This window comes from Psychrobacillus sp. NPDC093180, assembly GCF_044754065.1.
Classification (GTDB): Bacteria; Bacillota; Bacilli; order Bacillales_A; family Planococcaceae; genus Psychrobacillus.
On the sequence record NZ_JBIVOJ010000013.1, the window covers coordinates 24,283 to 49,713 of the forward strand.

A 25,431-nucleotide genomic window follows, 5' to 3' on the forward strand; every position below is an offset into this window, starting at 1 on the left:
TGTTTATTTAGGTAACAGTAAATTCGGTACTAGTCGAATATAAATTAGCTCACCTGCAAGTTCAACGATTGTTTGCGTTACTATGACGGCGGCTACCAGCATGCTTAACTCATCAGGTAACGCCAAGGCGAGAGGAAGAACCACAAGCGAATTTCGTGTTGATCCACTGAAGATAAGAGCACGACCTGATTCTACATCGAGCTTAAACCACTTAGCGATAAATCGAGAAACAACAGGCACGATGATCATAAATGCAACATATATCGGAATAACCTTGAGAATTAAGTCTATATAGGATGATAATTTGCCGATTTGAGATGCAACAACTACAAAAAGCGTAAGTGCCATGAATGGAACGGGAAGCCATGTTGATAGATTTATTATTTTATTGCCAACAGGGGCTTTTCTTGCAAGCAGCTGTATAGCAATAGCAATTCCTAGTGGAATAACGATGAGACCGAAAAATGCTTCCAAGAATGGAACAGGTTCCACGATGCCTGCTGCATCCTCTCCCATAAACAGCCATAAATACAAAGGCAAAAGAAGCATTTGTGTAATAAAGAGGATCGGTGTTGCCATCAGTATCAGCTTTTCATTTCCTCGACCTAAAGCTGTAAAAACAATAACATAGTCAATGCAAGGCGTTAGTAGAACTAAATAGACACCAAGTAATAACGGTGGAAAATCGGGTAATAACTTAGATAAAAGCCATACCACAATAGGGACTGCTATATAGTTAACGGTTAATAGCGCCCTGATAAAACGTCGATTGGTGAACGACTTTTTTAATGATGTAAAAGGAATCTGTGAAAACATGCTATACATTAAAATAGCAATGATCATAGAAATTATTATATCTAATTGTCCTGAAAAATCAGGAACTATTAGTCCAAATCCAGCTCCCATTACTAACACAATAACATATAGCCAAACTTGGTTATTTTCAAGTTGTTGTCTAGTAATCATGAGTATTTATTCTCCTATTATTTTATTCTACTATATGATTTACACTCATTGGCAAATCTAATATTCTCTCTTTTAGAAATAGAGGATATAAGCTCATATCTTTTAATTCTTCCAAGGCAATCCAATAATATGTATGTATTTTTCCATTTTCATTTACGGTAAATTCATTTCCTCTGTTTAATAATTCCTCGTTTTGCAACTCTACTAAATAGAAAAAACAAATTTCATGAAATTTTTCCTGCAACATAGCTTCCGTAAAAAAGTTTTCATTTACCCATAACAGACGTTTGACATTCACTTTTATGGAAAGCTCTTCTTCCATTTCACGTGTTACTGCCCTTTCACTTGTTTCGTTCAGCGTTACCCTGCCTCCTGGAACATAATAATACGATTGGTTTTCATCTTTCATGATGAGTAATTTACCGTCATGTATTAATAACCCTGCTACCCGGTAATTGAATCTGCCTTCTACTGTTTGAAATGAGATATCCATGTTTATTCCCATCCTTTACAAACGTCTACCCATTCCTGCCCGTTTGCATATGTAAATAACTCCTCACAAGTAAGTTCTATAGCACTATTACTGCTGCCACAAGCAGGAAAAACAGTTTCAAAACGTTTTAAGGACTCATCTAAATACACAGCTACATCATCTGGAATACCAAACGGACAAACACCACCTACTGCATGTCCTACGTGGTCGAGTACTTCATCTGGAGTTAGCATTTTTGCTTTTACTCCAAAAGTCGCTTTGAATTTAGCATTATCGATTTTAGCGTCGCCTGCCGCTACTACCAAAATACATTTATCTTCTTTTTTAAAGGATAATGTTTTGGCAATACGTGCTCCTTCTATATTTAGAGCTTGAGCGGCTAACTCAACCGTTGCACTAGATGCCTCGTATTCCAAGATTCTTTCTTCGATTCCAAATTGTTTAAAATGATCTCTTACTACCTCAATTGCCATTAGTTACACCTCATTTTTTTAATAGTTAAACTTCTTCTCTAATAGTACCATTACAAATACTAATTACGCTCGAATTGTATTTTGTCACTTTCTAAAAGGTTTTTATGGAGTTAAATATAGTTATTTTTACCTAGTAATGTTTTTATTATTACTATGGTTCTAGCAATTAGATGGGTGCTAAATAGACGGTTTTCTAAACTTCACGAATAAATTAATTTTTCCGAAAATTATTGACTTTTCATTTATATTAAAGGAAAATAAAAACAGAATTCCTTTAGGTGAAAAACGTTTCCACTCAACGGAAAAGTAGAGAGGGGGATAATGTTCTGTTTTTCTATGTATCTTTCATTAGATTTTATTAATTATTGTCGAGCATCCAAGCGAAGCATTTCGTAGCCAACAAACATTACAATGAGGCTGAAAATCTTTATGTTATTCAGTTGGATCAAACGTTGTACATGCCTTTATTAAAGAACAATTGTTTCTTGATATTTTAATGCAATATCATCTTGAGAATTGATTATTTCCCTACCAATGTTAAATGAGGTAACAGTTATGATTGGTCGAGACTTTGCTACAATTGGCTAGACTCTGTCAGCTACTTTGATGAAAGTTGGACTATTTGAAAAAAGATCCGCATCACTTTTGTAAACGCCTTCATATAAAATCCATATGAAGAAATGCCGATCTTATTAGCATCTGTTATTGAACAATTGAACACATGTAATTAAATCATTCAGGGGGTTTTTCTATGGTCCAACTTGATTCGAAGCAGACTTCAACTGTAATGCCAGAACATTCGCATCTATTAAAGAATAAGCAACCACGTATTAAAAATATTAATTCATTTGCATTAATGTTTGGTATTATGATTGCCATGGCCATCTTAACGTACATTCTACCTGCGGGACAATATGAACGTGTAGAGATAGACGGACGCACAGTCGTTGATCCATCGTCTTTTACATTTATTGAATCAACATCTGTTGGCTTTTTTGATATTTTCACAAGTATCCACCAAGGTTTAGTGCTGGGTGCGCCCATTATTTTATTCGTGATTCTATTTGGTGGCGCACTTGGAATTATGCAAAAAACAGGAACAATTGATGCCTTTATTCAAGCACTAGCGATTAAATTCCGTCACCGTCAATTCATCGTAATACCAATATTAGTACTCGTCTTTGCTAGTTTAGGTGCTTTAATTGGATCAGCGGAAGATACGTTAGTGTATATCGCAATCGTAATTCCACTAATGATGGTTTTACGTTTTGATGCCATTACTGGATTTGCGATTGTCATGCTTGGTACACTTGCAACAGGTTTTACAGCTGGGATTACAAACCCATTTAATGTTGGGGTTGCGCAAACAATTTCTGAATTACCGATGTATTCGGGGATGGGGTTACGAATTGCGTTATTTACTGTGATGTATGTCTTTACAGTGTTTTATATTATTCGTCATGCTAAGAAAGTTCAAAAAAATCCTGAACTAGGGATTTACGGAAAATTCAACCCAAATGACACGGTTAATCTTGATGTCTCATCTAAAATGAGCATTCGTCATTTATTAGCACTGCTAGTGTTACTTGGAAGTTTTACCCTGCTAATTTTCGGTGTCATTCGATTAGGCTGGTACATTTCTGAAATTTGTGCAATATTCATACTTGCATCGATTGTTATGTCTCTTATTTGCCGTACAACGATTGACGAAATGACAAAGGGGTTTATCAATGGTTCAAAAGATATGATTGAAGGAGCTTTGATTATTGGTTTTGCCCAAGCTATTTTAGTCATTGCAACAAACGGTAATTTAATTGATACGATTTTATACTATGTATCTAGTGTTCTAGGCAATATTCCTGCTTCAGTTAATGCAGTCGGCATGCTATTTTTACAAATGGTGATGAATTTCATTGTGCCGTCTGGTAGCGGTCAAGCTGCTTTAACGATGCCAATTTTAGCACCGTTAGCAGATTTAATTGGAGTGACACGTCAAACAACTGTACTTGCCTTCCAATTAGGAGACGGTATTTCAAACTTAGTTATGCCAACAAGTGGGGTATTATTAGCAGGCTTATCAATTGCAGGTATTTCCTATACAAAGTGGTTCAAATGGATACTTCCGTATTTAGGATTTTTAACATTAATTGCAATAGTTTTTATTATTATCGCCCAAGCGATTCAGTACGGCCCATTTTAAACAATTGAGGTGGATATTATGACAACAACAACAACAACAACAACCTTAAAGGAACAAGTGATTACGTGGAGACGTACTTTGCATCAACAACCGGAACTATCTTTTGAAGAAGTCAAGACATCCCAGTTTATCGAGGATCAGCTCCGTCAATGTAAGAATTTCATCGTAACACGACCAACAAATACAAGTGTGATGGCTGTTTTAAAGGGGCAAAAGCATGGAAAAATCATTGCCTACCGTGCAGACATTGATGCATTACCAATTCAAGAGGAAACAGATGTATCATTTCGTTCACAAGTAGTTGGCGTAATGCATGCTTGCGGTCATGATGCACATGCAGCAATGCTTTTAGGTGCTGCGTTTGCACTTCACAACCGTGGTACAAACTTTGCAGGTGAAATTCGCTTTTTGTTCCAGCATGCAGAAGAAGTTTCACCAGGCGGCGCAGAGCAAATGGTAGCGCAAGGCGTCTTACAAGATGTTGAACATGCCTTTGCCCTACACGTATCCCCCAATCACCTTAGCGGTCAGTTGGCATTCCGTAAGAAGGCTATTTCTTCTGCAGCAGATGATTTTGAAATTACGGTTTTAGGGAGCGGTGGTCATGCCGGTATGCCAGCTGAAACTATCGATCCCCTTCTAATTGGCAGTGAAATTGTACAGGCATTGCAAACAATTGTTTCACGTAAAATCGCCAATGGTACAGCACCTGTTTTATCGGTGACAAAATTCCATTGTGGTACCTCACTTAATATTATTGCGGATCAGGCAGAACTAGGTGGTACAATTCGCTCTCATCATGAAGACTCCCGTATCTTTGCAAGACAATTACTTGAACAAACGGTACATGGTATTGCCCAGACACACGGCGCGACAGCTTCAATTACATGGGAGCTTGGTTGCTCAGCTGTATTTAATGATATTGATACTACAGATATCTCAATTTCAGCAGCATTAAAGATATTCGAAAATATCATTGAATTAGAGCAGCCAATGTTTGGTACAGAGGATTTTGCAATAATGGCTGAGCAAGTACCTTCTAGCTATCAATTTATCGGTGTTCACCATGAGAAACTCGGTGAAGCATATCCATTACATCATCCTAAATTCAATATAGATGAAGATGCATTAATTTTAGGAACTTCTTATTATGTTGAAATCGCAAAAGAACTATGTCCAATAGTACAATAAAAATATCGCCTAGATAAGCCTGTTGGAAACGAATATCAACAATTGAATGAGACAGAGCTTATAAAATTTAAAAAGGACAACCAAATAGATGGTTGTCCTAGGTGTACTACGCTTCTGGTTCAAATGTTTTACAATCTGTTTCTTCACTATTGGAAGCTTGTTTCCCTTTATTACTTACAACATAAATAGCAGTAGCATTACACTTGTTTCCAGATCCCCAATACGTACAGTTGTTTACTTCACAAAGAACATCTTGAGCCATAGTTTCACACCTCCTCATTTCTAGCATGAACAATTGGATTATGATTAATACTAGTACAAACGAAGTGCGTATTAGTAGATGTGTTAAAATGAAATTATTTATATTGGGGGAATGAGTTAATGCAAAAGCTTATATTTGAATCAGCATGGGATAAAACGATATCCAATAAGGACCGCAAAGAAATTGAAGCAATCTTTCTCGAAACAAGCCAATCCGACAATCAGGGTATTCAGCTTACACCACTATGGCAAGCTTTCAATCATAAAGGTGAATTATTAGTAACCGTACTTATCCATAACTTCACCATGCATGCTTTTTCCTTTCAAAACACAAAACTAAGATATATTGAATCAAATGATGTTCTCATCGAGCATACCTTCACAATACCTTCGATTAGCATTCAAGCGAAAAGTAGTATGCCATGGACGTTTATTTTTCCAAATGAAAACTTAGACAAAAAAATTACCCTTGAAAATGGTCATTTAGAAATTGTTTAATGCTAATTTACAGTTGTAGGAACATGCTAACAAGCAAATTCTAAACAGTTCTTCGACTATGTAAATCCAGTTAATGGCTAAGAGCAACCAACCAGTCGTTAAAAGCAATCAATTCTATTTGAAAAGCAACTAAATGAGCAGAAGAGCAACCAAATTACTAGTGAAAGCAACCATTTCTTAAAATAACAAGTTTACTTGATGTGAGACGCCGATGATTATAACCAGTTATTTATAATCATTGCGCAATCGGATTACGGTGTTGCAGGTTTGAAGGGAAATGTTGTGCATTTTGCCTACCTCTTATTTCGCACTATCCCTATTATGCGCAACATCTCTTCTCATTTTCATACTAAAATAAATAAAGAAGTGCAGTTCCATCATTTGGTCTACACTTCTTTTTGATCTACTATTAATTCATACTGGTACGTTACGAAGGTTGTTCTAAAAGATTAACAATCTCTTTATAGCTCACCGGCTTACTTATATAATATCCTTGAATCAACTCACAATTATAGCTTTGAAGCATATCATATTGTTCCTTATGCTCCACACCTTCTGCCACAACATGTAAGCCTATTGTATGCGCTAGCTTAATAATCGTCTCTATAAATTTAGCGTCTTTTTCAGATTGAAGCATTCCGTCTACAAAGCTTTTATCAATCTTTACATGATTGATTGGTAAGCTATTTAAGTAGCTTAAAGAAGAATAGCCGGTTCCGAAATCATCAAGATGAATAGAAAATCCAAGTTTCTTTAGTTCCACTAGTTTTTGCTTGTTTAAATCAAATGATTTCATCATAGCAGTTTCTGTAATTTCGAGTTCTATCCAGTTAGGAGAAACACCCGAAGATTCTACTATTTCTCTTATATTATCGACAAAATCTTGTTGCATAATATGCACTGGAGAAATGTTGACGGCTATGCTCACTGGACGTTTCCTATCTTTATTGATTTCTTGAATTGTTCTACATGCTTGCTTTAATACCCATTTATCTATATCTACTATTTGACCAGTCATTTCAGCGACTTGAATTATTTGTAAAATATTGTAATTAGAAAGCGCTGGTGCGTTTGTTCTTAAAAGTGCTTCTATGCTAGCAATTCTTTCTTCATCCGGTTTAAATAATGGTTGGAAAAACAACTCAAATACATCTTTATCGAGACATTCTCGAATTCCATTTTCTATTTTAAATTTATCTTCTAGCTGCTTTTTCATTCCTTCATCAAATATTCTATATCCGTTTTTCCCTAAGCTTTTCGCTTGGTACATTGCCATATCAGCAAGCTTTAATAATTCTTCTGACGTATTAGCGTGAAGTGGATATAAGGAAACGCCAACACTTGCGGTAACATTTAAGATTCTAGAATCTACCATAAAAGGTATATCAAACTGATGGATGATTTCCTCCGCCAAGCTTTTTGCTTGTTCTACTGACTCCAAATCATGCATAACGACGATAAATTCATCACCACTTATGCGCGCAATTTCTTTATTTGCGGCTGATAATGCATTTAGCTTTTTGGCTACCTCTGCAATTAGCTTATCTCCAAAAGAGTGTCCAAGAGTATCGTTCACTGTTTTAAAATTATCTAAATCAACAAAAATAATTGCTTTTAAGTGCTCACTTAGATTGTTTTGTAAGGCTGCAGTTAGCGATTCTTGTAGGCTTCTTCTATTTAATAAACCCGTGAGCGAATCATAGGATGCTAAATGTTTTATCTTGTCCTCTCTCGTTTTTATAGCCAAAATCATACTATTAAAGCCATTCGCTAGACGCTCTATTTCCTCATAATCATGTACCTTTGCCTGCACGTCATAATTTCCATTTTCAACGGAAATCATTAGTTTTCCAAGTTTTTTTAATGGTCGAACGCCTCTTAACGTAGCAAAATAAGCAATAACACCAAATAGGAGAAGACAAAATAGTCCGATTGCCAGTATAGGTTGATGCCTTTTTATAAGGTTTCTAATTATTTCTTCTTTGCTTATCACGGTGACAATACTCATGTCATTTTCCACAATCGGATGAGACCGTACTATATAGTCCTTATTCTGTATAGTGTATGGCACATAACTTTTTTCTGTTTCTTTTACAATTTTGGCGTGTTCATTTCCAAAAAGCGTTTCACCAATCATATGATTATCACGATTAGCTAATATGGTGCCATTACTACTTAATAATAGAACGAATCCATCTTCTCCAATTTTCGAGTTACTTATTTGACTACTCATTTTTGGGAGGTTCATATCTATCGCAATAACACCTAGTGTTCCCTTTGGACTTTCGATGGATTTGGAAGCTGTTATTATTATCTCCTGTGTCACATAGTCTAGGTAAAGCTCCGTCCAACATACTTCTCCTGGATTTTGCATAGCAAGCTTGTACCAAAGCTGTTCTGCTGGATGATAATCGTCCGGAATTTCCTTATATTCTCCTCTGTAAAATTCACCATTCGCTAGGCCATACATCATTTTTCCATTCACAACAGAATTTTTTTGATATTCTTCTAACATGGATGCAATCTCAGCTTGACTACTAGAATAGTCATTTAACATTAGCAAGGAATGACTAAGCTGATTCAACGTATTCTCCACCGTTAAAAATTGATATCCAAAAGATAAAAAGGTTTGCATGAGGACAGATTCTGCTTCCTTTTTATACAGTTCTTCCAAACTTTCATTTAAATTTTTATATGACAATAAAATAAATAGAGACATTGTCACAATACACATTGACACAATCAAAGTTGTTATCCAAAATTTAATACTTCTTATTTTCAAAAGGTCCACCCATCTCCTGCAACCCATGTCTATTATTCGCCTTTTAAGAAATACTCGTACATATACTCTTTGCCAAGTATGTTCGCTATATTTCTTATAGAGTGATAATATTTATTGTCTACTTCTATGTATTTCTCAATTGTATTATCAAAGCTATTCAAAGCATCTGGTTTTTCTGTATGTATTTCTAACATAGCTTTTGAAAAACGTTTTTGTATTTTCTTGTCTAAATCACTTCTTGCAACGTAGGGAGCTCCGGGAATATTTTCCGATTTCCAAATGATGATCATATCTTCCGATCTTACTTCCCCTTTTTCGATTAAGTTTTCATACTGAACACTACTAATAGCTCCGGCATCTACTTCTTTTGAAAGAATTTTAGCTAGCACTTGATCATGTGAACCTGCATACTGGGTTTCGTTGAAGTACGTTTTGTATGCTATATTTCTACTCTTTAACAATGCGTAAGGAAGTACAAATCCACTTGTTGAACCAGAGTCAACGAATGCAAACTTCTTTTCTTTTAGTTCCTTAATGCTGCTAATACCTGAATCTTTCCTTGCTATAATTAGTGAATTATAGTAAATGTCTGTACCTTTTCTTTGTTGAACAATTAAAGGTGTAAGCTCCATTTCACTTTCAGCCGCAACATAAGAAAATGCTCCATACCACCCTATATCGATTGTTTCTTTTTTCATTCCTTCTATTAAGCTAACATAACTATCGGTTGCGTATACTTCTATAGGAATACCCAATTGTTCTTCTAGATACAGTCGAATAGGTTCAAACTCCATTTCCATTTCATTTGCATTTTTTACAGGAATCATTCCGATTGTTAATTTTTTAGGAGTAGTAGCACAACTTGTTATGATGAAGCTTATTACAAGAATACTTATTAAAAACGTGAATTTTCTCCTACTCATCTATATAAGCACCCCATCATAATAGTCCCGTTATTGTTAGTTACTATTATACTATAGCTGTGTTAAGTATTTGTTAATTTTTTATATAATTATGTACTTGATTGTCCTTCAATCGTCAGCATCAAAATATTTTTTATTATCCAGAAAAGAATAGGTAGTAGTTTATACATATGTGTTTTTTATTGAATAGCTTATAAGAGGTAAAAAATAATCAAAGGAGGTTATAAAATTGACACGTAGAAGAAATCCTCGTTTTTGTATATTTCCAGGATATAATTGGTGTGGACCTGGTTGTAGCGGCCCCGGTGCACCTATAAATGAAGTAGATGCAGCATGTAAAGCCCATGATGAATGTTATAGTAGAGGTAGAAATCGATGTGAATGTGACCGCGAGTTTCTCGAGCGTCTACGTCCTAATATGAACTCTTATACACAACAAGGAAGACATGCTCGACTTCTTTATAATTATATGAAATTGCAAGCAAGCTTTACTTGTAACTCTTTTAGAATATAAGATTAATCAAATTCTCCATAGAAAAAAATCTGAATACCACAGAAAACGGCATTCAGATTTTTTGCACTTCCTCTTTATATTTCGTTACGCAATTTTGGCAAATACAATGCTTTCTTATACTTTCTTCCGGGACTAATTCAAAAATCCCTTTTGGAAATTTCTCTATCGTACACCAACATCCATTTGGCTCGGTTGCATCTACCATGCATTTGTTTTCCTCTCCGCAAAGCGGACAATGGGTATTAGCCATTTCAATCCTCCTATTTTACATAAATCTTTAGTTGGTTCAGTCCGTTTATTTTTGCGTTATTTAACTCTTCACCAGCAATCACATACATACTATCCAAGCTATCAAACTGGTTGCACTGACCCCATGCTCCCCCTACACTAATCGTTACAGTGTAAGCGTGTTGTTCCGAACAATAGAGTAAAGACATTTCCTCTACGGCAGTCCTCAATTCTTTTGCAATATGTTTTAATTCACTTTGTCTAATATGCTTCAAAAAAACAACGAACTCATCACCACCAAATCTTCCTACTAATCCTCCATGCTTTTCAATGATTTTCTTCATGCAAGCTGCTATTTGCTGTAAAGCACGGTCCCCTTCTATAGAACCATGAAAATCATTATATCGTTTAAAATAATCAAGATCTATAATTAGTAAAGCCACCCAGATATCTGCACTGCCTTCATCATTCCACAATTGTGAAAGAAATTCGGTAAAATATTTCCGATTTGCTAGCTTTGTCAAATCATCGTAGAACTCTTCTACATTTAAATTTACATTCATTCGGTCCAGATTCTCTAATACTTTCTTTTGCTTAGTAAACTCTTTTTTCAAATGGTCACTCATGCTACCTATCCCCCATTTCATTTCTAATGAAAATTAGTTATCTTAATTGTATAACATTATATTCAGAGTATTCCATTAAAATAAGAAAGGTATCGGATTCTAATAAATTTCAGAATCTGATACCTTTAAATACTTCATTTTTTAAATGATAAGCCTTCCGTGTCTAGCGCAACTCTTAGCTTTGGTAAAGATGCCGGTCCCATACCGTGAAACTTTAGAATGTCTTTTTCGCTAAAGCTTGATAGTTGCTCCAATGAGGTGATTCCATTGTTTTCTAATGCACGTCTTGCAGGGGCAGAAAGTAGAGAAAGAAACCCAGTTGCAGGTTTTCGTTCCTGTTCACAAGTCGGACATGTAGGACAGTCGCTACTTTTGTAGTATTCGTGTCCTTTTTCGCATTTTCTTAAAGTTTTTGGGCTAGTATTGATGGCTGATTTCTCCTTTTCTAAATATTTCTTCCGTAAAAAAACTATTACAACTATTCGCTCATATTTTACAACTAACTTTCCCTTTTCTCCAACTAAATCTACCTACTATACAACTAAACTTTTTTCTGATTCATTTACGCGTATATCTAGATAGAGTGAATTCATACATAATAAAAACCAGCTATAGTGACCCTTAAGTCGTTGTAGCCGGTTCTTTTGAAAATGTTTCACTGAAAACGAATGCGAAAAGCTTTTACGATAATACCATCATTTGCTGGTTCAAAGTCAAACTGAGGCAACCGTTCAAAACCTAAATGTTCATATAATTTTATAGCATTTTCCATAAAATCTGCAGTATGAAGACCCATTTCCGAGAAACCCTTCTCCTTTGCTCGTTTAATACATTCATTAATGAGCAATGTTGCCACACCTTTACCTCTAGCTTTAGAAGAGGTAGCAAGCATTCGTAACTCGGGATATCCAAGTTCGTCTTCCAAGAGACCTTCATATGCTTTTATATCAGGAGAAAACAAAGCAACACTTCCTAAAATTTCTCCGTCATCTTCTACTACTATTCGTTCCACACCAGTTTCAATATCTCCATCCGATAAGATGGATTTTCTTAGAGCCTGCCAATGGGCTTCTGGTATTTTTGCTGCATGCTCGTCATATGCAGCTAATCTTAGCTCGCTTATATAAGAAAGTTCTTCTGGTACAGCATCTCGGATAATCACTGATTCTCCATCTCCTTACATCTTATTTACTTTCGTGAATGAGAAACTTTTCTTTATTTCCACTTAAATCTTCGCGGTTATGTGCAGAATGGAAGTTAGAAGTATCCGGACCTTTTGGTAAAATATTTAGGCTTTTTTGATCATCACTCGCGATATGATTAGATAAATGATAATGTATTTTAATCGCCTCAAAATCCGTTGTATCTCCAAAACCAGGTGTTTGGTATAAATCTCTTAAATATCCCCATAAATTCGGGAAGTCTACAATACGATTTCGATTCGTTTTAAAAGCAGAATAATACGCAACATCAAAGCGGACAAGCGTTGCATACAATCGAACATCGGAATCAGTTATAAAGTCTCCAAATAAGAAGCGCTTCGTGGCTAAACGCTGTTCCAATTCATCCAATCGCTCAAACAACACATCATATGCCTCTTCATACGCTTCTTGTGAACGGGCAAATCCACATTTGTACACACCATTATTTACTTCATGGAAAATAACGTCACTTAATGCGTCGATTTCTTCGCGTAAATGCTCCGGATATAAATCTGGTGCATTTTCCTTGTGAAATGGAGCCCAGGCAGTTTCCAAATGATTGGTTAATCTAAAATAATCGTTATTCACTGCTTTTCGTTCTTCAATATCCACAATAACAGGAACAGTTGGTCTACCCACATACTCTGGGTCTGCCTTTTTATACACTTCGCTTATATATTGAATACCTAAAACAGGGTCTACTCCGTCTTTATCTAAAGAAAATTCCCAATCTACGCGTTCGATATTAGGACGCATTGGACTTGCTGTACCTAAACTAATGACATTCTCTAAACCTAGTAAGCTTCTCACAATGACAGAGCGATGCGCCCATGGACAAACAGCAGCCCATAGAAGACGGTATCGTCCTGCTTCTACCGGAAGTTCACCAGCGTTATTTCCAAAAGGGGTATTAAAGCGATTTTGTTGACGATTAAATTTTCCTTTTTCATCCACTTCATTTGGTGCTTTTTTCTGCTGCTTTTCCATTTTTATCATCCTCTTCTATTTAATAATTTTTAAATACATAGTTTTCTTCTTGGTTTAATTAAGTTTATTGTGTTTTTATCTTGAAGTCAAGGTAATGATTTTAATTAAAATAGAAGCAGCATTTCGTTGCCAACTACACTCCAAAATATTTTTACATAAGCTTTATATTTCAATCAAATTTCACAACCGTTTTATAAAATAAAATTCAGAACGGAAATTCAAATATGGGGGAACAAATTTGAAGAATAAAAAGCGCTTTTATACTATTTTTTGGCGGTGGCATTTTTACGCGGGGATATTTATTGCCCCCTTACTGATAACGTTAACAATCAGTGGTATCGGATATTTATTTTATACAAATGTGGAAAATCAATTGTATGATCATTTATTTTTTGGTAACAGCAACAAAGATGAAAGTGTCTCTATAGACAGAGCGATAGAAAATGCAGAAAGCAACTTTAACGGGTATAGTGTAGCAAAGATTAGCGTTTTGAATGATGATTATAATACAAGATTTACAATGACTAATACAGAAGGCGATCAGAAATATGTCTTTATTGATGATCATAATCAGATCGTAGGGAGTCAGAATACAGCAACTACTTATTCGAATGTGATGAGAGGTTTACATAGTTCTTTATTTGTAGGTGGCACCGTTGTAAACTATTTGGTTGAATTAGCAGCATGTTGGGCTATATTTCTACTTATTTCAGGAGTTTATATGTCCTTTAAAGGGAAGGTTTTTAAAAGACAGAAAGGAACCAAAAATAAGAGACAAAAGCATAAAAAACTTCATGCTATTACTGGTACAATAATAGCCATTCCAATGGTTATATTAATCTTTACTGGTTTACCTTGGTCAGCTCTTATGGGTGATGTCATATACTCAACGGCACAATCACATCCATCCATTGGTATTCCAGAATTACAACAAGTTCCACCAACATCAGAGATAAACGAAATCCCTTGGGCTACTCGTAAAAATGAAGCTCCTACTTCAGCCGATGCTCACGCTCACCATCATGGTATGGCTAGTAATATGGCCGATAACGAAAATATGATCAGCTTGCAACAACTGATGGAGAAAATTGACGAATCACATATCTCTAAACCATACTCTATCGTTTATCCAATGAGTGAAGATGGTGTATATACCGTTTCAAAAGGGAGCAATACGGGTGTCACTGGTCTAGATGTTAGTCCAAATGAAGAAGTGACTAGCTATTTTGATCAATATAGCGGCAAGTTGATATCGAAAGTTGGTTACGAAGATTATGGTATCTTAGGAAAATGGTATACTTGGGGTATCCCATTACATGAAGGACATTTATTTGGATGGCCAAATAAAATAATTAATCTACTCGTTTGTTTGGCATTTTTAACGATTATTATTTGGGGCTACAAGATGTGGGGAGATAGAAAAGTAAAAGGTCAATTATCAGCTCCACCCAAAACACCGATGGGTAAAAGTTTTGGAGGATTCATTGTTCTGTTAGTAATTCTCGGTATAATAATGCCACTCTTCGGCTTGTCGTTAATAGTGATTGCTTTAATTGAATTAATAGTTTCTCTATTTCAAAAGAATAAAAATAGTAGTGTGTAAAACATTTAAAAATAGTAGTACAAATCATTAATAAGATTTGTACTACTATTTTTATTCAATCCGATGATTTCTTTAAAGCCTAGGATCTACCGGATCTGATTCCAATGCCAGTGTGGCGAGTACACATTCATGTACACGTTCTATGGATTCGCCGTCAACAAAACGTCTTATACCTTCCAGCCCTAAGGCAAATTCTTTTAAAGCAAGCTTTTGTTTTTTGCCTGTATTTCTATTTTTTAAACGCTTCAAGTTTTCCAGGCTTAAATAATCCATTCCATAAATGATATGCAAATATTTGCGGCCTCTTACTTTAATGGCAGGTTGGATTAGCCGCCCTTTAAATGTAGAAGTGAAAATTTCAGGTTTGATGACGATTCCTTCATGCCCTTCTTTTGTCATTTCTTCCCACCAAGTGATGACATCTTGCTCGCTATTACTATCCGATATAATTTTATATTCGGTTGTTACGAAAAGAGAGGAATCCTCTGCAAATTCCTTATTCATTTCCATATGCCAAGTGTGCGGTTTATGAAAGAATGTTTCTCCACTATGAGCCAATACGTGAAAAGGTGCAATTTGAATGGCCTCTGTTTCTTCTATATCCCAGCAATATTTTTGGAAAACTTCTTTAAAGATTTCTGCATTATTTAATTTTTCATCATACTCCCTTATCCAATTCTCTACATTTATATCATTTGCAGACTTTAGCTTTTCCAAGATTTTTATCCGGTCTAACAATGCATTTTCCGATACATGTGCGTACTGGCTACTAATCAATTCTTTCGCTTTTAAATTCCATGGCATGATTTCAGCATCTAAAAGCACATAATCCGTTTGATATTTTTCAAAATAGCGTTTATGTGTGAGCTCTTCCGTTAACTTTCGTACCACTTCTTGCTCTGTTGATCTATCAAAAAATCTTCTGCCTGTTCTTGTATATATAACCCCATCTATTTCGAAGCCAATTTCTTTTTTAGCGACTGCTTGATTTTTAAATAGAAGTAGAACTGCTCGACTACCCATATGCTTTTTCTCGGCAACCATCGTTTCAATCCCTTGACTTCGATAATATTCAATCGCTTCTTTTGGGTGCTCTAAGTAATCTGAAAGCGCAGATACCGATGGAGTCGGGCTCATTGTAGGTGGAATATAAAGTAACTGTTCAATCGGGACGGTGTAATGAGAAACCGTATCGATAGCAGATTTTGCAATATTTCCGTGAATCTTTACTTCCCCTAGTTGTTCCGTTTGTACAGAATATCCGTTTATAAACTTTTCAATATTAGGGGGAATTAGACGCTCCATTTCCCACTTTTTCAGCGGATTATCTGATGTTCCTGAATAATCTTTTAGAGCTTTGACAGAGACAAATTGTTGTTCCGGGTACCGCATCGCTGTGAGCTTACCTCCAAAAACGACCCCTTGATCAATATTAATCGTGTTATTTATACGAAGCGGCTGTGGCTTTGGATCATGCCCCCATACAATGGTTAAGCTTCCTTTGTGGTGAACATACCAGTCTTTACGAATCGGTTTTCCGTCAGTATTTGTTTCATCCGTATCACCGTACCGACAGAAATCTTGGATAGTAGTAGATTGCTTCCCAATATACTCGTCCTTTATGCCGGCATGGGTGCAAACTGCTGTCTTTACCCCGTTTTTCACTAACACGTAATGGGAGGGAGCTTGAAGAAGAAACTTTTTTAATGTTTCTTTCAATTCTTCCACTTTAGCTAAACCATGCTCTTTCTCGTACAGTTCAAACTCGTGCGCAACTTTCTCGTCCCCATGCTTTAGCTCTACATTCCGTCCATCTAGCCACCGGGCAATTTTCCATCCATGATTGCTGTCCGTCATATATGCTAAGCCCTGCTCCACATGTCGTTGAAAAAATTGCGTCGTTTTTAATGACTCCGGACCTCTACTCATGATATCCCCAACAGACATAAACTTTCTGCCTTCTGGGTGGATATAAAGTTCCTCCTCATTCCGTTCATATCCAAGTTGTATTAAAAGCGATATCAATTCCTCATAACAGCCATGTACATCTCCGATCATATCGATGCCTTTTCCAACATCCACAAGAAGCGGATTTCCTTTTCTTATAAGATCTATATCATCCTCTTCACGAATAAAATAAACAGATTTAAAGCCTTCTTTCTTAATAAATCTTAATTCCCTTTTCCAATTTTGAAACTGTTGCTTTACTCTTTTTTTCCCACGAGGATTCTTACGTTGTGCATCTCTTTCAAGAAGTATTTCTTGTGGGATATCTAACACAATCGCTGTAATCGGGACATGGTGTCTTTTGGCTAGTTCAATATAATGTTTTCGGTCTTCCGCATAAAGATGAGTTGCATCGACAAATGTTAATTTATTCAATCGACATCTTGCTTCTAAAGCAGAATCTAACAAGCGAAAGGCTTCACGAGATAGGGCATGGTAATCATCTGAAAGACTATCTGCTTCATCTCTTGGCCGATCCGCCCATTGTATAAATTCTGTATCTCCAACGACTACACGATACTCGTCCGAACTAATGACTTCAGATGATAATATCAGCTGCTCATCTATCCACTTATTCAAAAGCGTCGTTTTACCACTATTGGATACCCCAACGAGCAAGACAATTCCAGCGTTTGGTAGAATAATTTTCATTGCTGCTTCTCCTTCCTGATGAACGTGCACATTTGGGTTGGAGAACCGTACTGCATGTCTTCTTCCCCTATCCCTTCAAACACTAGCTCATATTGACCTGAGTGATTCATTTGCTGACACCATTTTCTAAATTCTTGTCGTGTCCATTCAAAACGATGATCGCTATGTCGCATTTCTTCTGACATTTCATAGACATGATTATATTCTTTGTTTGGAGTAGTCACGATTAAGGCACTAGGTTGATAGTGTGCTAGTATAAGCTCCATTATTTTAGGTAGTCTTTCTTCATCTATATGCTCAATCACTTCACATAAAATAATGACATCTTTGTTTTTCAATCGTTCGTCGAAATAAAACAGGGATCCCCAAATCATAGTTGGCATGTTGAAGCCTTTTTGTTCCTTTAGCTTTTCAAAACGTTTCGCTGCTTTTATCGTTTCAGATTCAGAAGGCTCTACCGCTAGTATTTCGTCTATCCCATTTACAAAGCCCAGTTTAGCAGATAACTTTCCTTCTCCCGAACCAAAATCGACTACTTTATGTTTCTTTGAAAGTGTTGATACCTTGTCCACTATTTTTTCATAGCGCAGCTCGTTTAACGGTAATTGCTTCGCACGAATCGGCTGCTGGGTTTCTTCTTGGTCTTCAAACTGATCGTATAATTCCTTGAATCTTAATGCCTTGCGAATTATGAATTCTTTTTCGGGATGCGTATCGAGCCAGCCCTCTCCGTATCGTTTCAACTTTTCAATTTCTGTATCGTCAATAAAATAATGCTTGTAGTTATCCAATACCGGGATAAGGATAAATAACTGGTGAAGTCCTTTTTGGAGTGTGGTCATTCCTGACAGTGTAATATAGCAGGCTGAGCTTTTCTCTTTTATTTTAAATGAATAGTCCGTTTCTCCAAACTCGATGTTAATCTCATAGCCTAACGGTTCAAAAAGATTGCGAATCTCTTGTTCACTTAACTCCGTTGCCACAGGACCAAAACTAAAATGGAAAGAAAAAGAGTGCTCTACCCATTTTTCATAAGCTTCTTTTGGCTTGCCATTTAATGCAGTACTCAAAGCAGGACGAATAAGCGAAGTGAAAATACTACTCACCGCAAATTCCCTGTCGTTTATGAAATGTGTAATGTCATAAGCACCAGACGACTGATTGATAAGTGATAGAGAATCAGGCGTAACAAAGATTGTCATCTCCATCTGTTTATCTGTAAATGTAGAAAAAAAGAGCCGTATCGCATGATCTTTTTGGGTTCGCTCGTATAAATTACTCGGATTTTTAGCAAGCAGATGAGAGAGAACTTGTACATTTTCACCTGTTGCTCTAATCGTTAGTTGCACTATATCCACCCTTTCCTGTTTTTCATTTTCTATCTAAATGAGAAGGCGTATCGCGAAGAAGTTGGACAAAAAGCCCATCTCCTTCTAACCATTCAGCGATGAGAATATCTTTATCGCTTGTAATCCCTTTCGCATGAAGCTGATCGGTTAGCCATGCCTCGTCAAAACCTAAGTCTTCTATTTCATCCCATAAAACTTTGCCATCTCTTATTAAGGTTACCGGCGCATAAACTGTTTTAGAAACTAGATTAAGATCCTCTTGAGTTGTTTTTTGATACTTGGATTTCTTTAAAATGCTTAACGATCCATTTGCTTCTAAATAACAATATGCGACCTCTCGAATAGAAAAGGTTTCACTTTGTCTAAGTAAGCTTTGAAGCTGATTCAAATTCATTCGGTTTTTCTTTAATTGTTCTCGGTCCACCACGCCATTTTTGATCAATGCGGATGGTTTCCCTTCAAAGATTCCACGTATAGCTAAAAACTTTTGTCCAAGAAATTCAACGATGAAAAGTAAAATACTCCATAATGCCATCGTATAGATAATATAAAATAACCCTACATCATTATGATACAATCCATTTCCAAGTAATTCACCTAATACTATCGCAGCAATGAAAGTAAAAGGGCTTATTTGTTTAATAATTTTCTTCCCTACAAACTTAACAATTAAAAAAAGAAGAAAAAAACCGACAATCAATTCTATAGTAATATTCATAATGTGCACTTGCTTACAACCCCGTTCCACCTATTCTCCTATCAGTTATCTCCCAATGCCTGAGATATAAAACTCCACTGAAGAAACTCGATGTTAGTCGATTGTTTATCACAATTCCACTTCCATAAAATTACTATTACAACTAAACCGATGATTTTTACAACTAAAAGCTCCATTTTTCCAACTAACCCTTCCATTTTTCCAACTAAACTCTCTAATTTTCCAACTAAAAAATTTCAGAAAAAAATAACCGCCATTCCCTTAAGGATTGGCGGCTATTTCTAAATTTGATTCTTAAACAAGTCCAGTCAATAAATATACACCAATAACAAAGAAACAAGCTACTGTCTTTATAATCGTAATCGCAAAGATATCTTTATAGGCTTGGCGATGAGTGAGTCCACAAACCATTAGTAATGTAAGAACTGCTCCATTATGTGGTAAAGTATCCATCCCACCCGCTGCCATCGCAATGACACGGTGCATAACTTCTAAAGGAATACCGGCAGCATTTGCAGCCTCCACATACTTATCTGCCATAATACCTAGACTAAAACTCAATCCACCCGAACCCGAACCTGTAATACCTGCAAGTGCATTTGTTAACACTGCACCATTGACTAAAGGATGCGTAAAGGTGGTAGATAGGAAATTCTGAACGACAGCAAAACCTGGTAAAGCTGCGATAATTCCTCCGAAACCAAACTCGGAAGCGGTATTCATCGTAGCAAGTAAAGCACCACTTATACCGACACTTAAACTATCCTTAAAACTCACTTTAACCGTATCGAAGTTCAAAGCGATAGCAGCGAAGATTCCTATAAGTAGCGCTAGCTCTACCGACCAAAGTGCAACTTGTTGATCCATATTAACGGTTCCGTAATTAGCTAAATTATCGTTGATTTTGGCAAAATCAAACCCATTTGCATACCATTCAGGAATATAAGTAGTGAAAAGCTTATTCATCACGCCGACCAATAGAAGCGGAACAAAAGCTAGCCAGTCCTTCACATCTATTTTAGTGTTTAACATAGAACTAGGAGTTGCAATAGCATCACTCGTCGCAGCCATTTCACTGGCAGCCGGGGAATCACTAATCGCATTTTTCCCTATACCATAATAACCTTCACCATTCTTCGCTGCTTTCCGGCGACGGCTCTCTAGGTACAACATACCTACTACAAAAATAAATAGGGCCCCAATTCCACCTAGCATTGGAGCTGCATAGACGGTCGTTTTAAAGAAACCTGTTGGAATAACATTTTGGATCTGTGGCGATCCTGGTATCGCATCCATAGAAAAAGTAAAAGCACTAAAAGCAATCGTGGCCGGGATAAGTCGTTTTGGAATATTTGCTTCACGGAATAAATGATTAGCAAACGGATAAATCGCAAATACGGCTACGAATAAACTTACTCCACTATACGTTAAAATAACGCCCATCAATACAACAGTAAAAATGGCTTGTCTAACACCGATAAATCGAATAATTACCTTTGCAATTCTTGCTGCGATACCGGACATCTCAATTACTTTACCGAAAATCGCTCCAAGTAAAAATACAGGAAAATAAGATTTGATAAAGCCAACCATTTTTTCCATAAAAATATTAGAAAAGAACGGTAATACATGGCTCGGGTCCGTTAAAAACACGGCAAGTAAAGCACATATCGGAGCAATGATAATAACGGAAAATCCACGATAAGCTAAAAACATGAGTAGTCCTAGAGCTAATAAAATAATAATTAGATCCATAAATCTTCTCCTTCTATAGATATATTTACTAGCAAAGAAAGCTTAGGAAGGTTTATGAATCTAGCGATAACTCACAGTAAATCATATTGCTCTTCAGTTAGAAGCTATTTTATATTCACCGCTCTGTTATTCCATCTTCATCCCCTTTTTACTCATTCACTCTATCGTTTTTTGATTCACTAAGAGCTTCATTTCAAAAACCGCCACTATCTCATCTGTTTGCTTTTTAACTTCTTGTAATACCGTTACAACCCCTTGGTTCGATTCTTTACTCTTCAAATCAATTACTTTCCCCTCAAGGTGAATCGTATCCCCGATAAAAGTCGGAGCTGTAAATCTTACCTTATCCATTCCATAAAATGCTACAACAACCCCTGGTTCAAAATGTACCAAGCCCGTCGTAATAGAAAGTACTAGCATTCCATGAGCAATTCGTTGTTTATATTGAGTTTCTTTCGCATATTCAATATTCGTGTGAAGAGGGAACCAATCCCCACTTAAAGCGGAGAACATAACGATATCGGATTCCGTTATCGTTCTTCCTTTCGACTCCCAAACATCCCCAAGTTGGTAATCTTCAAAGTATTTATCGAACATTTCTACATCCCCTTTGTTTATAAATACTACTAGAATAATTATGCCTCAGCGGAGTTCGCCCAGATTTTAAATTGATCAAAATCTGAATCTCCTACTGAGGCTAACATGGCTTCGCAGTATGTTTTATCTGCTGGGCCAAGTTAAACTGGATACACCCCGTGCTTGCGATCAGTGAAAACTAAATACTTAGACATGTAAACGTCTAAACGTGATGCAAGTTCTTCACGTAAACGATTCGGCTCCACCACATCGTCAATAATTAAATCAGATGCTAGACGATAAATATCAATGTCCTCGCGATATTCTTCACGCTTTTCAGCAATGAAAGCAGCTCTCTCTTCTTCTGGAAGAGAAGCAATTTTGTTTGCATATACTGCGTTTACTGCAGCTTCTGGTCCCATTACCGCAATGGAAGCTGTTGGAAGTGCAATACAGCAATCCGGTTCAAATGCTGGACCTGCCATTGCATATAACCCAGCACCATAAGCTTTGCGTACGATTACTGTCATTTTAGGAACAGTCGCTTCACTCATTGCCGAAATCATTTTTGCACCATGTCTAATGATCCCTGCTCTTTCTACATTCGTTCCAATCATGAAGCCCGGTACGTCTGCAAGGAATAGTAGTGGAATATGATAAGCATCGCAAAGATTAATGAATTTGGCAGCTTTATCTGCACTATCATGGAATAATACCCCGCCTTTAACACGTGGTTGGTTTGCAATAATTCCTACAGGTTGTCCATTGATCCGCCCTAGACAAGTGATCAGTTCAGGGGCAAAAAGCTTCTTAATTTCACACATAGAATCTTCGTCGATAAGACGTTCGATCAGTTGATACATATCAAATGGCGCATTTTGGTTTTTCGGTATTAACTGCTCTATACTTTTTTCAAAGAAAGCTGGTTCTTTCGCTTCTGCTTTAGCTGGTTTTTCCGTATAGTTTTCCGGAAAATACGTTAAATATTTTCGAGCGTACGCGATCGCTTCTTCTTCACTTGGAACGAGGACGTCTCCACATCCAGAAACGGAACAATGCATTTTCGCTCCGCCCATTTCTTCAAGAGACACTTTTTCACCGATAACCATTTCTGCCATACGAGGTGAGCCTAAATACATGGAAGCATTGCCATCCACCATTACAACGACGTCACAGAATGCAGGAATATATGCTCCGCCAGCCGCCGATGGTCCAAATAGAAGACAAATTTGTGGAACTTTACCTGACATTTTAACTTGGTTGTAGAAAATTCGTCCCGCTCCTCTACGACCAGGGAACATTTCTAATTGATCTGTTATGCGAGCACCAGCAGAGTCAACAAGATACAACATTGGACAGCGTAGCTTTACAGCTGTTTCTTGAATGCGGATAATTTTTTCTACAGTACGTTGTCCCCAAGAACCTGCTTTAATAGTAGAATCATTAGCCATCACGCAAACCGTACGGCCATGAATTTTACCAATCCCAGTAACTACTCCATCTGCTGGAAGATCATCCGCTAATAAATTCGCAAACATCCCATCTTCTGCTTTTAAGCCATCATCAAACAGCAAATTCAATCTATCACGAACAAACATTTTCGCCTGTTCTTGATTTTTTTTATGATACTTTTCCTGTCCACCTTGCAAGATGGCATCTTTTTTGATTTGATAATCTGTTTGTGAAACTGTCGATGTCATGTTGTTTCCTCCTTATTTGCCCGTATATTGCGGTGCGCGTTTTTCTGCAAATGCACGTAAACCTTCTAATCTATCTTCCGTTGGCAGCAATTCGTTGTATGCAAGTTCTTCTATTTTTAGTCCCGTGTTAAGGTCTACTTCGATTCCATTATTTATGGCTGTTTTTGCTTGAATTAATGCAAGTGGGGCATTTTTCGCCATCGATGTAGCTATTTCGAGCGCTTTGTCTAGTAAATTTTCACGAGGGACTACATATTCTAGTATCCCAAGTGCTTCTGCTTCCTCAGCTGTCAGTCTCTTGGCGCTATAAATGAGTTCTTTTGCCTTTCCAAGACCGATTAAACGAGGTAAACGCTGTGTTCCTCCTGCTCCAGGAATAATACCTAAGGAAGTTTCCGTTAAGCCTACTTTTGTTTCTAGGGCTCCAATACGGATATCACATGCCAAAGCTAATTCAAGCCCACCTCCAAACGCTACTCCATTTAGAGCAGCGATAACCGGTTGTGGAAGTGCAGCAACTTCGTTTACTACAGCTCCTATAGATCGAACAGCTTGTCTAACTTCATTTTCTGACATTGTCTTTCGCTCTTTTAAATCAGCACCGGCGCAAAAAGCTTTTTCTCCGGCACCGGTTAAAATGATGACACGGACTTCCCGATTATTTCTTAACTCATTAGCAACCGTTTTCAAATCATGAAGCATCTGCTTTGATAAAGCATTTGCTGCATCTGTTCGATTTAAAGTGATAATTGCTATTCCATCGCTGCGCTTTTCTACTTGTACATTAGTTAATACGTTTTCAACCATTGCAAACAGCCCCTTCTTCCGCATTCAAAATATCAATTTGGCGACTATTCAGCTTTTGCCCTCTTACTTTTTCAATAAGCTTGGCAGATTTCATTACCGCATTTATATCGATTCCAGTTTCAATTCCCATCTCATGGAGCATATACAATAAATCCTCGGTCGCCACATTTCCAGATGCTCCTTTGGCGTAAGGACAGCCTCCTAATCCACCAAGCGCACTATCAAAAATAGTGATTCCCATTTCAAGTGATTTCACAATATTTGCAAGAGCAGTCCCTCTTGTATCATGGAAATGCATAGCTAGCTTGCTAGCTTCAAAATGTGGGAGTAGTTCCTCTAGCAAACGTTCTACTTGATTTGGCACGCCAACGCCGATTGTGTCACCTAACGAAAGTTCATCTATTCCCATGGAAAATAAATGATCGCTCACTTTCCTAACTTGTGAAGCCGCTACTGGTCCTTCATATGGACAACCTATCACTGTAGATACATAACCTCTTACCGTTTTTCCTGCTGCTTTTGCTTCCTTAACTACTTCGCTTAAAATTGGGTACGTTTCTTCTATCGATTTGTTAATATTATTTTTATTATGCGCTTCACTTGCTGACATGAAGACGCTCACTTCATCTACATTTGCTTCTAATGCACGCTCAAGTCCTCTTATGTTAGGAACAAGGGCCGCATACGTGACCCCTTTTTCCCGCTGAATTTTCCCAAGTACTTCCGATGCGTCTGCTAACTGCGGAATCCATTTCGGATGGACAAAAGAGCTCACTTCAATATAGGACAGACCCGTTTTAGATAGTGAGTCAATCCAAGTAATTTTATCTTCTGTTGAAATAGTTTGTTTTTCATTTTGTAACCCGTCTCTTGGTCCAACTTCTTTTATCTTTACACTTTTTGGTAGTTTCAAAGATTTAA

Annotated in this window: 24 protein-coding genes; 5 read left to right on the plus strand and 19 right to left on the minus strand. The window is 36.9% G+C overall.

The window, feature by feature from the left end:
• Positions 1-3: 3 nt before the first annotated feature.
• Genes ACIP9W_RS18005 through ACIP9W_RS18015 form a run of 3 tightly spaced genes read right to left on the minus strand, consistent with a single transcriptional unit; the run spans position 4 to position 1,932 of the window.
• A complete protein-coding gene (locus ACIP9W_RS18005) occupies positions 4-966 on the minus strand; it encodes an arsenic resistance protein (protein ID WP_400792171.1) in 963 nt (320 codons plus the stop codon).
• 22 nt (positions 967-988) lie between these two features.
• Complete coding sequence (locus ACIP9W_RS18010) at positions 989-1,459, minus strand: NUDIX hydrolase (RefSeq protein WP_400792173.1); 471 nt, start codon at positions 1,457-1,459, stop codon at positions 989-991.
• Between the two features lie 2 nt (positions 1,460-1,461).
• A complete protein-coding gene (locus ACIP9W_RS18015; RefSeq protein ID WP_400792175.1) occupies positions 1,462-1,932 on the minus strand; it encodes a YbaK/EbsC family protein in 471 nt (156 codons plus the stop codon).
• Positions 1,933-2,683: 751 nt separating this feature from the next.
• On the opposite strand from ACIP9W_RS18015, the gene ACIP9W_RS18020 reads away from it, so the two are divergent.
• Together ACIP9W_RS18020 and ACIP9W_RS18025 are read left to right on the plus strand one after the other, a co-directional pair.
• Entirely contained in the window at positions 2,684-4,132 is a 1,449-nt protein-coding gene (locus ACIP9W_RS18020; protein WP_400792178.1) for a YfcC family protein, read from the plus strand.
• Between the two features lie 18 nt (positions 4,133-4,150).
• On the plus strand, positions 4,151-5,323 hold the full coding sequence (locus ACIP9W_RS18025) for a M20 metallopeptidase family protein (RefSeq protein ID WP_400792181.1): 1,173 nt from the start codon (positions 4,151-4,153) through the stop codon (positions 5,321-5,323).
• Between the two features lie 106 nt (positions 5,324-5,429).
• Here the strand turns inward: ACIP9W_RS18025 and ACIP9W_RS18030 are convergent, their stop codons facing one another.
• Positions 5,430-5,585, minus strand: a complete 156-nt coding sequence (locus ACIP9W_RS18030; RefSeq protein WP_142540271.1) for a DUF1540 domain-containing protein — start codon at positions 5,583-5,585, stop codon at positions 5,430-5,432.
• A gap of 119 nt (positions 5,586-5,704) precedes the next feature.
• Between ACIP9W_RS18030 and ACIP9W_RS18035 the strand changes: the two genes are divergently transcribed.
• The gene (locus ACIP9W_RS18035; protein ID WP_400792183.1) at positions 5,705-6,082 is read left to right on the plus strand and encodes an SLAP domain-containing protein; all 378 of its coding nucleotides are present in this window, start codon (positions 5,705-5,707) and stop codon (positions 6,080-6,082) included.
• 427 nt (positions 6,083-6,509) lie between these two features.
• Here the strand turns inward: ACIP9W_RS18035 and ACIP9W_RS18040 are convergent, their stop codons facing one another.
• On the minus strand, positions 6,510-8,801 hold the full coding sequence (locus tag ACIP9W_RS18040) for a bifunctional diguanylate cyclase/phosphodiesterase (protein WP_400792185.1): 2,292 nt from the start codon (positions 8,799-8,801) through the stop codon (positions 6,510-6,512).
• 95 nt (positions 8,802-8,896) lie between these two features.
• Positions 8,897-9,787 carry a phosphate/phosphite/phosphonate ABC transporter substrate-binding protein gene (locus ACIP9W_RS18045; protein ID WP_400792188.1) on the minus strand — a complete coding sequence of 297 codons (891 nt, stop codon included), beginning with the start codon at positions 9,785-9,787 and terminating at the stop codon, positions 8,897-8,899.
• A gap of 229 nt (positions 9,788-10,016) precedes the next feature.
• On the opposite strand from ACIP9W_RS18045, the gene ACIP9W_RS18050 reads away from it, so the two are divergent.
• Positions 10,017-10,301 (plus strand): phospholipase, encoded by a 285-nt coding sequence (locus ACIP9W_RS18050; RefSeq protein ID WP_400792190.1) that lies wholly within the window; start codon positions 10,017-10,019, stop codon positions 10,299-10,301.
• 52 nt (positions 10,302-10,353) lie between these two features.
• Here ACIP9W_RS18050 and ACIP9W_RS18055 read toward each other — a convergent pair whose 3' ends face one another.
• The 5 genes from ACIP9W_RS18055 to ACIP9W_RS18075 all read right to left on the minus strand — a co-directional run bounded on the left by ACIP9W_RS18055 (position 10,354) and on the right by ACIP9W_RS18075 (position 13,344).
• Complete coding sequence (locus ACIP9W_RS18055) at positions 10,354-10,551, minus strand: cysteine-rich CWC family protein (RefSeq protein ID WP_282243878.1); 198 nt, start codon at positions 10,549-10,551, stop codon at positions 10,354-10,356.
• A 10-nt stretch (positions 10,552-10,561) separates the two neighbouring features.
• The gene (locus tag ACIP9W_RS18060; RefSeq protein WP_400792194.1) at positions 10,562-11,155 is read right to left on the minus strand and encodes a GGDEF domain-containing protein; all 594 of its coding nucleotides are present in this window, start codon (positions 11,153-11,155) and stop codon (positions 10,562-10,564) included.
• A gap of 134 nt (positions 11,156-11,289) precedes the next feature.
• The gene (locus ACIP9W_RS18065; RefSeq protein WP_400792395.1) at positions 11,290-11,583 is read right to left on the minus strand and encodes an RNA polymerase alpha subunit C-terminal domain-containing protein; all 294 of its coding nucleotides are present in this window, start codon (positions 11,581-11,583) and stop codon (positions 11,290-11,292) included.
• Positions 11,584-11,810: 227 nt separating this feature from the next.
• Positions 11,811-12,317, minus strand: a complete 507-nt coding sequence (locus tag ACIP9W_RS18070; protein ID WP_400792197.1) for a GNAT family N-acetyltransferase — start codon at positions 12,315-12,317, stop codon at positions 11,811-11,813.
• A 22-nt stretch (positions 12,318-12,339) separates the two neighbouring features.
• Entirely contained in the window at positions 12,340-13,344 is a 1,005-nt protein-coding gene (locus ACIP9W_RS18075) for a glutathione S-transferase family protein (RefSeq protein WP_400792199.1), read from the minus strand.
• A 238-nt stretch (positions 13,345-13,582) separates the two neighbouring features.
• On the opposite strand from ACIP9W_RS18075, the gene ACIP9W_RS18080 reads away from it, so the two are divergent.
• Positions 13,583-14,947: a PepSY-associated TM helix domain-containing protein gene (locus ACIP9W_RS18080; protein WP_400792201.1), complete on the plus strand. Its 1,365-nt coding sequence runs from the start codon at positions 13,583-13,585 to the stop codon at positions 14,945-14,947.
• Positions 14,948-15,019: 72 nt separating this feature from the next.
• Here ACIP9W_RS18080 and ACIP9W_RS18085 read toward each other — a convergent pair whose 3' ends face one another.
• The 8 genes from ACIP9W_RS18085 to ACIP9W_RS18120 form a co-directional block, all read right to left on the minus strand.
• The gene (locus tag ACIP9W_RS18085) at positions 15,020-17,605 is read right to left on the minus strand and encodes a polynucleotide kinase-phosphatase (protein WP_400792203.1); all 2,586 of its coding nucleotides are present in this window, start codon (positions 17,603-17,605) and stop codon (positions 15,020-15,022) included.
• Positions 17,602-18,954: a 3' terminal RNA ribose 2'-O-methyltransferase Hen1 gene (locus ACIP9W_RS18090; protein ID WP_400792205.1), complete on the minus strand. Its 1,353-nt coding sequence runs from the start codon at positions 18,952-18,954 to the stop codon at positions 17,602-17,604. The genes ACIP9W_RS18085 and ACIP9W_RS18090 overlap by 4 nt, the downstream gene beginning before the upstream one ends.
• Before the next feature lie 22 nt (positions 18,955-18,976).
• Positions 18,977-19,672, minus strand: coding sequence for a DUF421 domain-containing protein (locus ACIP9W_RS18095; protein ID WP_400792207.1), 696 nt, complete (start codon positions 19,670-19,672; stop codon positions 18,977-18,979).
• A gap of 294 nt (positions 19,673-19,966) precedes the next feature.
• Positions 19,967-21,427 (minus strand): GntP family permease, encoded by a 1,461-nt coding sequence (locus ACIP9W_RS18100; protein WP_400792210.1) that lies wholly within the window; start codon positions 21,425-21,427, stop codon positions 19,967-19,969.
• A gap of 156 nt (positions 21,428-21,583) precedes the next feature.
• Complete coding sequence (locus ACIP9W_RS18105) at positions 21,584-22,024, minus strand: MaoC/PaaZ C-terminal domain-containing protein (RefSeq protein WP_400792213.1); 441 nt, start codon at positions 22,022-22,024, stop codon at positions 21,584-21,586.
• 140 nt (positions 22,025-22,164) lie between these two features.
• Positions 22,165-23,703 (minus strand): acyl-CoA carboxylase subunit beta, encoded by a 1,539-nt coding sequence (locus ACIP9W_RS18110; protein ID WP_400792216.1) that lies wholly within the window; start codon positions 23,701-23,703, stop codon positions 22,165-22,167.
• 12 nt (positions 23,704-23,715) lie between these two features.
• Complete coding sequence (locus ACIP9W_RS18115) at positions 23,716-24,510, minus strand: enoyl-CoA hydratase (RefSeq protein WP_400792219.1); 795 nt, start codon at positions 24,508-24,510, stop codon at positions 23,716-23,718.
• Positions 24,503-25,423, minus strand: a complete 921-nt coding sequence (locus ACIP9W_RS18120) for a hydroxymethylglutaryl-CoA lyase (protein WP_400792221.1) — start codon at positions 25,421-25,423, stop codon at positions 24,503-24,505. Before ACIP9W_RS18120 ends, ACIP9W_RS18115 begins: the two co-directional genes overlap by 8 nt.
• Positions 25,424-25,431 lie beyond the last annotated feature (8 nt).